This window comes from Arthrobacter sp. Soil736, from assembly GCF_001428005.1.
GTDB lineage: Bacteria > Actinomycetota > Actinomycetes > Actinomycetales > Micrococcaceae > Arthrobacter.
In genome coordinates this window covers 1-13,058 of record NZ_LMSB01000009.1, presented here as the reverse complement: position 1 = coordinate 13,058, position 13,058 = coordinate 1, and the positions used below count along the sequence as shown (strand labels likewise).

The 13,058-nt window shown below is 62.5% G+C and carries 14 protein-coding genes and 1 pseudogene; 8 read left to right on the top strand and 7 right to left on the bottom strand.

What is annotated here, in order from left to right; genetic code table 11:
- Positions 1-224 precede the first annotated feature (224 nt).
- The 4 genes and pseudogenes from ASG92_RS29625 to ASG92_RS07230 all read right to left on the bottom strand — a co-directional run bounded on the left by ASG92_RS29625 (position 225) and on the right by ASG92_RS07230 (position 2,687).
- On the bottom strand, positions 225-584 hold the full coding sequence (locus tag ASG92_RS29625; RefSeq protein WP_240987034.1) for a hypothetical protein: 360 nt from the start codon (positions 582-584) through the stop codon (positions 225-227).
- A pseudogene (locus tag ASG92_RS07240) lies at positions 581-1,521 on the bottom strand (SLC13 family permease). The gene ASG92_RS29625 and the pseudogene ASG92_RS07240 overlap by 4 nt, the downstream one beginning before the upstream one ends.
- Before the next feature lie 98 nt (positions 1,522-1,619).
- Positions 1,620-1,781 (bottom strand): CBS domain-containing protein, encoded by a 162-nt coding sequence (locus ASG92_RS07235; RefSeq protein ID WP_200951906.1) that lies wholly within the window; start codon positions 1,779-1,781, stop codon positions 1,620-1,622.
- Between the two features lie 642 nt (positions 1,782-2,423).
- Positions 2,424-2,687, bottom strand: coding sequence for a hypothetical protein (locus tag ASG92_RS07230; protein WP_056626417.1), 264 nt, complete (start codon positions 2,685-2,687; stop codon positions 2,424-2,426).
- Between the two features lie 80 nt (positions 2,688-2,767).
- Between ASG92_RS07230 and ASG92_RS28175 the strand changes: the two genes are divergently transcribed.
- The 8 genes from ASG92_RS28175 (at position 2,768) to ASG92_RS07190 (ending at position 10,163) form a co-directional block, all read left to right on the top strand.
- Entirely contained in the window at positions 2,768-2,965 is a 198-nt protein-coding gene (locus ASG92_RS28175; protein WP_157372143.1) for a hypothetical protein, read from the top strand.
- Entirely contained in the window at positions 2,962-4,104 is a 1,143-nt protein-coding gene (locus ASG92_RS07225) for a thiolase family protein (RefSeq protein WP_056626415.1), read from the top strand. Before ASG92_RS28175 ends, ASG92_RS07225 begins: the two co-directional genes overlap by 4 nt.
- 17 nt (positions 4,105-4,121) lie before the next feature.
- Positions 4,122-4,784: an SDR family oxidoreductase gene (locus ASG92_RS07220; protein ID WP_056626413.1), complete on the top strand. Its 663-nt coding sequence runs from the start codon at positions 4,122-4,124 to the stop codon at positions 4,782-4,784.
- 49 nt (positions 4,785-4,833) lie between these two features.
- Complete coding sequence (locus ASG92_RS07215; RefSeq protein ID WP_056626411.1) at positions 4,834-5,592, top strand: SDR family NAD(P)-dependent oxidoreductase; 759 nt, start codon at positions 4,834-4,836, stop codon at positions 5,590-5,592.
- Positions 5,593-5,648: 56 nt separating this feature from the next.
- Complete coding sequence (locus ASG92_RS07210) at positions 5,649-6,917, top strand: low temperature requirement protein A (RefSeq protein ID WP_200951905.1); 1,269 nt, start codon at positions 5,649-5,651, stop codon at positions 6,915-6,917.
- A gap of 267 nt (positions 6,918-7,184) precedes the next feature.
- Positions 7,185-7,502: an Lsr2 family protein gene (locus ASG92_RS07205; RefSeq protein ID WP_056626409.1), complete on the top strand. Its 318-nt coding sequence runs from the start codon at positions 7,185-7,187 to the stop codon at positions 7,500-7,502.
- 1,339 nt (positions 7,503-8,841) lie between these two features.
- Positions 8,842-9,144, top strand: coding sequence for a DUF4193 domain-containing protein (locus ASG92_RS07195; protein ID WP_056626405.1), 303 nt, complete (start codon positions 8,842-8,844; stop codon positions 9,142-9,144).
- Between the two features lie 770 nt (positions 9,145-9,914).
- On the top strand, positions 9,915-10,163 hold the full coding sequence (locus ASG92_RS07190; RefSeq protein WP_056626402.1) for a hypothetical protein: 249 nt from the start codon (positions 9,915-9,917) through the stop codon (positions 10,161-10,163).
- 137 nt (positions 10,164-10,300) lie between these two features.
- Here ASG92_RS07190 and ASG92_RS07185 read toward each other — a convergent pair whose 3' ends face one another.
- The 3 genes from ASG92_RS07185 to ASG92_RS07170 form a co-directional block, all read right to left on the bottom strand.
- Positions 10,301-10,516, bottom strand: coding sequence for a hypothetical protein (locus ASG92_RS07185; protein WP_056626400.1), 216 nt, complete (start codon positions 10,514-10,516; stop codon positions 10,301-10,303).
- A gap of 71 nt (positions 10,517-10,587) precedes the next feature.
- Positions 10,588-10,755, bottom strand: coding sequence for a hypothetical protein (locus tag ASG92_RS28170; RefSeq protein ID WP_157372142.1), 168 nt, complete (start codon positions 10,753-10,755; stop codon positions 10,588-10,590).
- Positions 10,756-12,577: 1,822 nt separating this feature from the next.
- Positions 12,578-13,058: hypothetical protein (locus ASG92_RS07170; RefSeq protein ID WP_056626394.1), on the bottom strand; the 481-nt coding region annotated here is incomplete at its 5' end.

The following is a 13,058-nucleotide window of genomic DNA, read 5'->3' as shown; positions in this document are numbered from 1 at the left end:
GGATTTCCTTTTGCTGAGGGAAGACCGAAGGCCCGCCGGCCCTGCCGCACTATAACCACCAGGACGCCCGCAGCGCAGCTGGTCAATGTCCGGACATCCACACCTTCTGTACCCACAAAGCTGTTGTTGGAGGCCTTGTGGACGCTCGAGCGCTTCGACTGTCATCTGGATCAGATGCTCATTACCGGGCAACGACACGGCTGCTTTGCGGGTGTCTCTGCGCATCAAGTGAAGTACCGCAGCCAGACGTAGAGCCAGGCCATGAGCGTGCTGAGCACGGTCACGATGATGCCGTACTTGGTGAACTGCCAAAACGAGATGTGGTGCCCGGCTTTCGCTGCGATGCCAATCCCGACGACGTTGGCGCTTGCCGCGACGGCGGTGCCATTGCCGCCGAAGTCAGCGCCGAGAGCGAAGGCCCACCACAGTGCCTGGCCCGTGCCGGGATCCGGGACCTCGGCGACGAGGTCCTCGACTACGGGGGCGAGCGTTGCAACGTAGGGGATGTTGTCGAAGAACGCACCGAGCAAACTTGATCCGAGTAGCAGGGCGGTCGCGGCGCCGAAGTAGTTGTCGCCGATCACGTCGATTGCCCAGGTGCGATGGCTTTGATTACGCCCGTGTGCACGAGTCCGGCGACCATGACGAACAGGCCCATGAAGAAGACGAGGGTGCGCCATTCGATTTCGCGGAGCGCGTCGACAGGGTCGATGCGCGAGACCAGCAGCATCACCCCGGCACCGACGAGGGCAACGATGGACGGCGCGACCTGCAGGACGGCGTGCAGGCAGAACCCGGCAATCACGCCGGCGAGCACGATCATGCGCGTACGAGTAACGCGGGGTTGGTGATGGCGCGTCGTTCCTGGAGCGCCGTTACGTTGGCGACCTTCTCGGGGTTGAACTGGAAGGAGTTGCGGAATAGCACTCGGGTGAATAGCACGAAGGCGATGAACACGATCGTGACGATCGGCGTCATGTGAATGAGGAAGTCGTTCAACGACAGCCCGGCGCGACTGCCGATGATGATGTTCGGCGGATCCCCGATGAGCGTGGCAGCACCGCCGATGTTGGATGCGAGGATCTCCGCGATGAGATAGGGCTGCGGCGAGATCCCGAGGCGGTGGCAGACGACGATCGTGACCGGAGCGACGAGCATGATCGTCGTTACATTGTCGAGGAACGGTGATGCGATCGCGGTAATCACCATGAGCATGACCATCAGCCGGTAGGGGCGACCGCGGGACATCTTGGCCGCCCAGATCCCGAGGAACTCGAAGAAACCGGTCTGCTTGATGATGCCGACGATGACCATCATCCCGAACAGCAGCAGGAAGATTGCGTTCCAGTTGATGCCGGCGTGCTCGGAGTAGAAGGCCTCGGACCCCGGGATGAGCCCCAGGACGGCCATCGCACCGGCCGCGATAAGCACGACCTTGACCTTGTCCACCTTCTCGCTGGCGATGAAGACGAAGGCGATCAGGAAGATGACGAGCGCTACGATGCCGGTCACGGCCGGCATCCCGACGGTCCGCTGGTGCTGACTGGATACGGGCGCACGGAGTACTCCTCCTGGCTCGGTGTAACCGGCGAGGGTCGGGTGACGCGAGGGCGGTAGTGCTACTCGTCGAGGCGCGCGATGGCCAGACTCGTCAGCAGACGTTCAAGGGTGATCGCGCCGGTCAGGATGCCGTTCCGGTCAACGACGGCGACGATCGGACTGTGCAGGCGGGCCATCAGGGCGGCGACCTCGAGCAGACTGGCGTCGGCCGGGACCGTCACGGGCTTCGGCGCCTTGGCGGGCAGACACTGACCGACGGTCAGCTCGAGAGTTCACACGGCGTCGCTGGGTTCCCTTTGCTTGTACTTGAGCCAGCTCCGGACGGCGAACCACTGGGCGGCGACGTCGGGGTTGGTTTTGGCCGGGGAGAGGGAGAGCGGCGGGTCCCAGCGGGCGGCGGTCCCGGGGCGTCGTGGCCGGCGACCGCCAGCACATCGAATGCGATGTAGCAGGAGTGGGTCTGCTACACCGTTCCAGGCAGGGTCCTGGACCCGGCGCCGAGCCGCTGCTGCAGCGCGGTGAAGTCCAGTCAGCCGTCAGTTCAGATCAGACGTTGCGCCGTCGATCACGCATCTTGGGGAAACCGCGGCAGCCAAGGCCTTGACCAGTTCCTGAAGTACCTGGTGAGATCGTTGCCCTGCCGGGACCACAGGCTGACCCGTTGCTTCCCTGATCCAGAGTGGCCTGTAGCCGTCCAATTTGCGCTCGTACAGGCTCCCGCCGGGCAGTGCGGTGGCGGAGGCATTGTGGTGACGGCCCGGGCCAGCGCGACCTTGACCGGCGGGGCAACGGCCGCCGGCATCCCTGTCCCGGCGCCTGCTTCTAGCTGGGCCTTTCGGCAGTTCCTGAGACTCGGCAAGGGCTCATCTCCACGAATACGAGATCGCCGGCTCGCTGCCGTCATCCTTCTCAATCCAGGTCATGAAATCGGCGAGGGACATGAAGCTGTAGTAGTCGTAATACCGTGGCGGCGTCGCTCCATCGGTGCCAAACCGTCCGGACAGAATCCGCCCTTCATTTGGGCTAATAGCTGCGTCCTGAGCAGTTTGGTGCTTTTTGCCGACGCGTTTGGGATTTGCCCGCGGCTCCGGGCGAGGGGAACCCTGCCAGGTCTGATTTTCGGTCATTATTTCCCCTCCTGACTCCCTGCGCTTCTGTCCCTGCCGCGTGACGGTTTTCAGAACATGACCTCGCTCAAACAGCCCCATTGAGCACGGTCCGGGGGGCGTACGTGGACCTCGACGGAGCCCGCTTCCTCGCCCACGTCGATACCGACGAAGCACTCGCTCCCAATACACCGGTGGAGTTGAGGGTGGGAGCCATAGGTGAGGATGATACCGGCCCGCTGTCCTCATACATTGTCACCGAAGCCAGTGAAGTGACCACGCCCGGAGACGCACAATGAGGCCGGTGTACGTCGCAGGCGCCGCGGTTCACCCCTTCGGCAAGCACCTGGGCGTCAACGCCGCAGAACTGGGCTACCGGGCCGTTCAGGAGCTCCTCGCAAGCACCGGAATCAGCCCCGAACAGGTCGATGCCGGATACGGCGGGTCGACATACGGCGGTTCACTTCTTGCCCAGCGTGTCCTCCAGCGGATAGGCGTGTCCGGCCCTCCCGTCTACACGGTGGAGAACGCCTGCGCCAGCGGTGCCTCCGCAGTCCACCTCGGATGGCAGGCCATCGCCGGCGGATTCGCCGACTGCGTGATCGCCTTCGGAACCGAGAACCTGTCCGGGTTTGGAGGTGGAACTCTTCCCCTCACGACCAACGACGTCGAAATCTCCCAGGGCATGGTGATGACAGCGGCTTACGCCATGCGCGCCCAGCGCTACCTCCATGACTTCGGGGCGACAGCCGATGACCTGACCCGGGTATCGGTAAAGAACCGCGGCAACGGAGCACTGAACCCACGCGCCCACTTCCAGCAGGCAATCAGCCCCGAGGACGTAGAACAGTCACGCCCCGTGGCCGACCCCTTGCGGCTCTTGCACTGCTGCCCCAACAGCGACGGTGCCGCGGCAGTCCTGCTGTGCTCGGAGGAATTTTCCAAGCAGCTCACCACACCGAGCATCCGCCTGCGGGCCAGCGTGGTGCGCTCAGGGGACTTCCACACCTCCTACAGGGACATGACCTGGCCGGACATCACCGCCCGGGCAGCCAAAGCCGCCTACGACATGGCCGGCCTCAAACCGAACGACGTGGACCTCGTGGAGCTCCATGACGCCTTTAGCGTGGCCGAGTTTCTGCACACCGAGGCGCTCGGAATCGCCGAGCGCGGGCAGGCATACAAAGCCACGGCACGAGGAGAGTTCGACCGGGACGGGCGTGTAGCCATCTGCCCCAGCGGCGGCCTGCTCTCCCGTGGGCATCCGGTAGGAGCCACCGGCGTGACGCAGATCTGCGAATCCTACTGGCAGCTGACCGGTGAGGCCGGAGACCTACAGGTACCGGGAGCAGAGGTCGCCCTCACGCATGTGACCGGCGGCGGGATCTTCGGGGTCGACAACGGCGCCTGCTCCATACACATCCTGACCACAACCTGAACAAGGACTAGGTACCAATGACTGACTCACAACCGCGACACCCCAGGCTGGCAGTCCTCGCCTCCCCGGGAACCGCAATCGCAACGGCAGTGGCCGACAGACTGCGCTCGGGCGGGTGGGTGGTGAAGACCATCGGCCAAGATCCTGATCCCGGGGAAATCAACGCTCTCCTGGCAGGCCAGGAAGCCATCGACGGGCTGATCTATGAACCGGGACTGCTGGACGGGGGCAACGCCATCAGCGCCGGAGGCGTGGTGGGCAGCCTGCTCAAGCTAGTCGAGCAGCTGCGCCCTCATCTCCGTGCCCGCGCGGATGGCGGGGCAAGGATCGTGGCCATCAGCAGCCGCGACGGGCTCGGGTGGCCAGACCGTCCACACATTGCCGCTGCCGCAGGGCCACTCGTCGCCGTCTCCCGCAGTCTCGCGCTGCAGCTGGGTCAGGACGGCGTCACGGTGAACGTGGTGGCTGCCCTCCCTCCTCAGGGCAGCATCCTTCGGGACGCCGGCCAGCCCGCCGGAACACACCTGCGCGAACCGGAGCCCCTCACCCCGGCACCCGTCACAGCAGAGGACATCGCAAGCACCAGCGAATTCTTCCTCGATGACCGGAGCGGCTACATCACGGGCCAAGTGCTGTACTGCTGCGGCGGCGCGAGCCTGCTCTCCAGCCTCTCGGTCTGACCAGAATGGCGAAAAGTCAGAACCCCACAATCAACAAAGGACAATTCTCATGAGACTCAAAGGAAAGGTCGCCGTGATCACCGGGGCCGCCAGCGGCATCGGTCTCGCAGTCGCTGAAGACTTCACGGCCAACGGAGCCAAAGTTGTCATCGCCGACATCGCCGGCGACCGCGCGGCAGAGGCAGTCAAGCGCATTACGAACAACGGCGGTACAGCGATCGGTCTGGCCGTGGACGTCACCGACAGGGAAGCGGTCGAGGCGCTTTTCAAACAAACAGAAGCGGAACTGGGCCCCGTGGACATTCTGGTAAACAATGCCGGGATCAGCATCGACCGCGGGGTACGCCGAATCACCGACGAAGAATGGCAGCGCACCATTGCCATCAACCAAACGGGGGTCTTTCTCTGCTCGCAGGCAGCAGCCACGAGCATGATCAGCCGCAGGACGGGGCGAATCATCAACGTTTCATCCCGCGCCTGGCTGGGATGGTTCGGCCAGCTCGCCTACTCATCGTCCAAAGGGGGAGTCGTGTCAGCCACCAGGTCTTTGGCGATCGAACTCGCCAAATACGGGATCACGGTGAACTGCCTGGCCCCCGGACTGATCGACACACCACTGCTGCGCCGGGAGCCACAAGAAGTCATGGACCGTCTCCTCCGGGCCCAACCCATGGGATCCCTCGGCGCGGTAAACGATGTAGCATGGGCGGCACGGTTTTTCGCAGACCCGGCGAATCATGCCGTGACCGGACAAGTCCTGTACGTATGCGGCGGAAAGAGCCTCTACGCACAGCCGGCCAGTAGTTAACAGGCGAGCTGACGCCACATGCCGCGGGATGCGCGTATTTACGGATGGGAGACCGAATGTCCCAGATAGGTTTGGGCCACGGCTTGACGAACATGAGCGGCCGCGACCCGAACGAGACTGATCGTTCTGCCACACCTCTGGAGCTGCTTTACGACCTGACCTTCGTGGTTGCCTTCGGACTGGCAGCGGATCAGCTCGCCCACATGCTTGCAGAGGCACACATATGGGAGGGAATCGGCGGCTTCAGTTTCGCAATGTTTGCCATTTGCTGGGCTTGGACGAACTTTTCCTGGTTTGCTTCAGCATTCGACACCAATGACTGGCTCTACCGAATCATGACCATGGTCCAGATGATAGGCGTTGTCATCCTGGCCCTGGGTTTGCCGCCTATGTTCCACTCGCTGTTGTCCCTCGAAGCGGGCGGCAGTTTAGACAACCGGATAATGGTGGCGGGCTATGTCATCATGCGCGTGGCAATGGTTGCCCAATGGCTTCGAGCGATTTCCCAGGCTCCTAAGCACCGCAGGGCGGCACTGGCGCACGCGTCTTTTATTTTTGTCGCGCAGCTAGGATGGGTAGCCTTGGCACTAACCGACGCACCGCCGGCAACGGTACTGGCAATGTTTCCGGTTCTTATCCTGCTGGAACTCGCCGGCCCGGTTTTGGTCGAAAAGAGGCACGGCGGTACGCCTTGGCACGCTCACCATCTCGCGGAGCGCTACGGCTTGCTCACCATCATCGCGCTGGGAGAGGGAGTATTCGGTACGGTTGCTTCGGTTTCGGCTCTGGTGGAGAGAGAAGGATGGAGTACGGAAGCAGTCGTCGCCATCGTCGCGGGGGTGGGACTAACCTTTGGCCTCTGGTGGAATTACTTCATCACTCCCTCGGCCCAAGTCCTCGCCCGCCACCGTAGGCGGGCGGTGATCTGGGCATGCAGCCACATTGTTACTTATGCTGCGATTGCCGCAACGGGGGCCGGCTTGCACGTCGTTGCCTACACGATTCAGGGCACCTCGCGTATAGGCACGCTAGGTGCCGTCACCGCGGTCGCTGTTCCAGTCCTGATTTTCGAGATAGTCCTCTTTGCCCTCTATACGTTCATGATGCAGGAATTCGACATATTTCATATCGCACTCATCGTGGCAACGATTCTGCTGATTGCCACAGCCCTAGCCCTGGCAGCATTCGGGTCTTCAATTGGTTTATGCCTCATTATCGTTACCCTTTCACCCGCGATCGTTGTTGTTGGTTATGAAACAATCGGACGCAAACATGCCGCTGAAGCGTTGGCTAGGACATTGGCGGGAGGGCAAGCCCTTCGCTGACGTACATCAGATGAGATACGCAGAGTACAGCTTGACGTAGTCTTCCTTCTCGGCGTTGTGGTCGCCACTTGGCTGTCCGGCCGAGGAGGGCGAGCCCGGCCGGAGAAGCTCCAGTTCGGCTGTGAGTCGCTCTTTCTTGAGCCGCCGGTCATCGGCTGAACGGGTGGCCGGAATGGCCGATAAGGGAAAGAATTATCGTGGCGAGGTCATTTAGAAAGCTGCGAAATCCTTCATCCACGGCAAGTCCATAATGGGGAAGCCAATAGTATGGCACGTAAAACAATAGTTACTCTTGAAGACGACCTCGACGGCTCAAAGGCCAGCGAAACCGTGATTTTCGCTGTTGACGGTACGGAATATGAGATTGATCTCAACGACGAGCACGCAAACGAACTCCGCGAAGCGCTTCGCCGTTATACCGATGCCGCCCGCAAGTCTTCTGGTAGCCGCGGCCGGTCGGCACGCAAACCGAGCCCCAACGACGCCAAGGCCATTCGGATGTGGGCTCTCGACAACGGTATCCAGGTCAACACCCGCGGCCGGATTCAGGCCGACGTAGTGGAGCAGTACCGAGCTGCCCACTAGCAACACATGACCGCTAGGAGGCTAGAGATTCGACGGACTGACTTCGGCTAAAACAAGCCTAGAACGGCGAAAATCCGGACGACACGTACACAACTAGGGTCAGAGCTCATTTGGGCTTCTGACCCTAATTTCCCCAGCAGCATTCCGCCCATGCTAGGTGCCAAACCATTGAAGCATTTATGGTGTTTTGCTTCCAAGGTTGAGTATTACTTTCGGTAGTATCAGCGCTGCTAATTCCAATGACTGTTGCTACTCCCATGGTTTTCGCTTACTGATCGTCGGCCAAGAAATTGAACTAAAGACCTGGCATCAGGGGGAAGAAAAGGTGCCGGTGAGTTTTAGAAACTTGGAAGGCGCAGCGCCAAGGCCACGGATTCTGTAAGAAGGCATAGGCCGCCCCGTGCATGGACGGGACGATCTACACGGTCGGCCTGGCGTGCAGAAGGCAACTCGACCAGGGCAGGGAGGCGACATGGACTGGATGGTGCGGGTTGTTATTGCCGGGCCGACAGTGGCAGTCTCGATAGGCTACCGGCTGTGGGTGATGGCCACACGCAAACCCCATACACCGCATCCTCAATCGGAACGTGCGATCCGGGACTTCCGGCGGCCCCAAACCCTTGGCAGGTCCCACTTCGTCGGTCTCGACAACACAGGCCATCACCGCTGATCCTGACCAGTTCCGATGGGGCAGCCGTTGCTGAGCTAAGGGCCGGCGACGGCTGGGGTACCAGAGCCCCGGTCTCGGAGGGCTTCAGTTCGTCGCCGGCCCGGTCAAACCCGCGAACGCACCGCGCTGGAAGTGGTGAAGCAGCCGCTGAGCCCCCGCGGCGGGGCCTGAAGGGCTGCTTCGCCTTCAATTCAACACTGGCCGCCCGTGCCCTGCATCAGTGGCGGATACCTGACTTAGTGCGTGCCCGGCTACTCACCTGCGCAGGTGCCACCTCCGATGGATGGGCATTCCGCCGAACCAGCGGCCTGAGGCAAACTCACCTTCTACATCGTCCTCGTCGATGACTTGGTCTGCAGCATCGGCCGGGCCTTCGACGCTCTGGCTTGCGAGGTCCGCAACGAACTCCCCGACGCTGATCGGATCACCGCCGCACGGGTGTGGACTGAAGACGCGGGCTAATGACCGCGGCGACGGGCCAGCCATTGGGCGGCGGCAAAGTGCTCTGGCACTGGACGCCGCAGTGAATCCGCCGACATGGTCCGTGTCGTAGCCCGGCCCTGACCTCATCCAGTTCTCCTGACCCGGGAACAACGGCGCATCGGTGTACGTTGCAGTCTCGTCAGAAAAGAACATCAGAGAAAAACGTCAGAAATGAGAATCACCTAAGTGGCAACCGATTACGACGAAGTCCGTTCCGACGTCAAGGAATCTCAGGACCGTTCTCTGGAGGCACTACAGTCTGCCAACGCCCCGGATGCCCGCAGCGTCGTCAGTGATCTGGACGAAGCCGAAGCACTCGATGAGGGCCTGACCCCCGGCGGAGAGATTGTCGCCGAGGAGCTCATCATTCAGGTCATTCCCCAGGCCGCGGACGAGTTCACCTGCTATACCTGTTTCCTGGTCCGGCACCGGTCCCAACTCGCGCGCGAGAGCAACGGCCACGCATACTGCATCGAGTGCGAAGGCTAAGACATTCCTCCACTGGGACGCCGGCTCGGACAGGCCAAATCAGCGCGACAAATTCTCCCCTATCGGCCGGAGATCCATTCAGTACATGAGGTTGGGGGAGCGGTCGCCTTCCCCTTGCTTGGCTCGACTCTCGCGGCCAATAGGCCGATGCAGACTAAAGCTTCCGTCTGAACGAGCGGAACTGGTGTAGAACGGCCCGACGCTCAGACACCTGGGCTGCCCACCCGTTGGCAGCGGCTCACCGCCCGATCACTTCGAGCACGTCGAACACGGTGGGAGCAGCGCCAGGGCGAGGCTGCATGCCGCGATCCACAGCCCCGCGACCTGGACTCGGGTCGCCTTGCCACTGCCTTGTTCGTTCACCTGAGACCACCTGTTCCTTCGACTGGGCTCGACCATCGTAGGGGCAGGGTGCTGACACTTTGAGGGGCCGGAAAAGCCCCGGCGACGGCTGTACACAGCCTGTCCACGGCCCTCGCCGGGCCAGATCAGGGACCTGTGAAGACGCGCCTTCTGGTTACCCACCAGAAATCGCTGGCGTGTCGGAGCCGCCGGGAGTGTCGGCCCGGGTGTTCCGGCGCTGCAGCCCCCGCTAGATGACAGCGCGCGTCCTCCGGCGGTGGGGGCGCTGCCGAAAGATCAATCGGCACGTGCTCCCAGCCATGTAGGACGTCAGCACCCGGTTATTGCTGTTCTTGCCGAGTCAACAACCGTGCCCTAGCCTGTGATCTCAGGCACCAATGGGCCTGCACAACTGGGGGAGGCGTGTTATGGCTGACATCAACGCGGTACTGGCTGGGCTGACGTTCGACGAGCTCGAGGAGATCAAGGCGCTTGGGCCGAAGGGGCACCTGGGGCGGCACCTGATTGCGGCCCTTGACCGTGCAGCGGGAGGTCCGGATGCCGGGAGAGGCTTCTACGTCCTGGACGGCACGGTCAACGGCAACGGCGGGCAGTTCCACGTACTCCGCAATGACGTGAGTGAGCGGGTCCTGCAAACCCAGACCACCCAAGCGTGAAGCTGGCGCCAGAAGGGTGAGCGCGGAGATGAGTCGACGTCGGCCGTGCTTGGCGGGACGTGTCTGCCGGCGGTGGGCGGACAGCCTTCGGCCTCCTCCGGTGCGTCGGGCATCGCCGCAGGAGGCCTGCGCGACAGTCAGGCTCTAGGAAGGTTCAGGACGGTCGCCGGCAGCTGGATTTCGCTGGCGGCAAACTCCAGTTCGCTGCCCGGCTGCAGCCATGACCTCCCGGCCTTCACGTAGGGCCGCCGCGGTATGACTGTCGTGGCCGCGCTGATGATGACGGACCCGTCAGGCAGTGCCTCAAGTCCCCCAATGTCGGCGAGGTTGGTCTTTTCTCCGGTGTCGCCCAAGGACGCTCCCTTTCTCTCACGGTGGGTTGCAGGCGCTGGTTACGCCCTGCTTAGCGGTCCTCATAGGGTCGTCATCCCAGGATATTTCGGGGTGCGCCAAAGAGGAAGGCGTTCTCGTGGCCGCGCAGCAGTCTGGCTGCGAGATCGACGAGATCGTCTTTGGACAGCCGGGCTCCCGCGGAGATGATGTGGGCAAATTCCGGGGCGGCCTGGGTCTTGAGGTCGATGGTGTCAGCCATGGGTCCTTTCCTAAGTGTTGCTGTCTTGGCCTCCATCCTATTTGCGCACGGTGAGGCGGCTCACGGCGAAGCGCGATCCGGCCGGGGTCGTTCGCAATTCCTCACACGTTTTCGACTGATCCTTTAACGCCGATTTCCTGCCTTTCGTCGGCCGACGTGGACGGCTGCCTAATGCTGCGTTGGACCTTGACGATGCTCTTCGTCGACGTTTATCGACATCTGCCAATTGCAAGCGCCCCGGCCGTCTGGCTGATCGGCATCCAGTCATGCTAGTTCCCGGGCTTGAGCCCATGAGATGCCTGAAGGGAGGAAGAGCAGCCATGAGGGATTTCGAGTCAACACATGTGATGCGAACTAATGCGTCCGGAATCGACTGGCCGGAAAGCCATTCCGGAAGGTTCCTGGCCCGGAACATGAAGCTGCCGCGCCCCCGGTTGGGGAGCGCGGCAACAATTGTGTGGCTCGAAATCGGTCAGGAAGGGTGTGTGGACAATGTCAACAAATTTGGCTTCGGACTGGGCCGTACATCGGCCGGACTCGGCCGGATTCGGTATATATCAAGCTGTTTGTGACAGCTGGTTGGTTTTGTAGTTGATGCCGGCGTGGGCCGGGGCGGCTGGTGCGGTGGGTTTGTTTCGGTAGCGGTGAGGATGCCGGGCGTGGCAGGCGTCGAGGGTTGCCTGCCGGCGTCGGCGTGCGTGGTCCGCTCGTCCTTCGTGGACGGTGTCGGGCGTGCGTGTAGTAGTTCAGGCCGCTGTGGCGGTGGTTGGTGTTGTAGTCCGCGAAGAATGCCGCCATRTRTTCGCGGGCGTGCTGSAGGTGCTGGAATCGGCGGGGAAAGTCCAAGTCGTATTTGACGGTCTTGAACAGGGATTCCGAGTAGGGGTTGTCGTCGGAGACCCGCGGGCGGGAGTAGGACAGTGTGATGCCCAGGGACTGGGCAAGCTGGAGGGTGCTGCCGGCCCGCATGGGTGCGCCGTTATCGGCGTGGAGCACGGCAGGGTGCTGTCGGTTTTCGGTGACCGCGCCCTTGATCAGTGCGCCGGCGAGGGACGCCGTTTCGGTGTGTTCGACGCGGTGTCCGACGACTCTGCGGGAGAACACGTCCAGGATCGCGTAGAGCCGGTAGGTGTGTTTCCCCGGGCCGTGGAGCATCGTGATGTCCCAGCTCCACAGCTGGGCGCCGGCGAGGGACGCCGTTTCGGTGTGTTCGACGCGGTGTCCGACGACTCTGCGGGAGAACACGTCCAGGATCGCGTAGAGCCGGTAGGTGTGTTTSCCCGGKCCGTGGAGCATCGTGATGTCCCAGCTCCACAGCTGGTTCGGGGCGGTCGCGTGCACGATGGGTTTGGCTCGTTTGGGGCCGGTTCCCGKGCGCTGTTCGCGGCGGTCGCCGTTYTGCCCGTTCCGGGCCACGATGCGGTGGGCGGCGGCGATGGAGAAGAAGCAGYGCCCCGCGTCGAGCATCCGGTAGTAGGCCTGGGTGACGGAGAGGTTGGCGTATTCCYTGGAGTTCAACAGCTCCATGAACGCCGCACCTTCGGCGTCGGTGATCCGGTTCGGGTAGKCCCGGTCGGCATGGGGCACGGTGATCCCGGCCGGCGTAGCCGGGCTCAGACGCCGNTGGAGTTCAACAGCTCCATGAACGCCGCACCTTCGGCGTCGGTGATCCGGTTCGGGTAGKCCCGGTCGGCATGGGGCACGGTGATCCCGGCCGGCGTAGCCGGGCTCAGACGCCGGTACCAGGCCGTGCGGTGAACKCCCACCAGGGCACAGGCCTTCACCGCGGACCAGCCGGCGGTGATCAGTTTCCCGGCAAAGGTCAGGGCGAGGTCTTTCCAGGTTTTGGCGTCAGCCATTCCGGCCGTCCCGGCTCCGGTTCCTCCACTTTTGGATCCGTTGCCGCCGCGCTCTTGGCCATSGCRTCCAAGAGCGCGGAAGCTTTTCCCAGAATGTCCACCGCGGCCTCGGACCGTGCCAGTTTGGCCTTGAGGACTTCGTTTTCCTTCAAGACCCGTTTGAGCAGTTGCTTATCGCCTGCGTTCAATCGCTGATCCTCCCTTAATGTGTCGGATCTGGACTTGAGTTCCCCGGATTCCCGCTGGCGGCACCAGTGGTTCATGGTGCCTTCGGTGATGCCCACCGCCCTGATGAATGCGGCTTTGGAGCCCCACTCGAGGCATTTGTCGTACTCGTCCAGAATCGCGTGCTTCTGGTCGGTAGTGAAGTGTTTCCGGTTCGTAGCACGGACAGGCATAACGAAATCCATGATGGACCTTTCCCCCGCTCTGAGCACCGGCTCC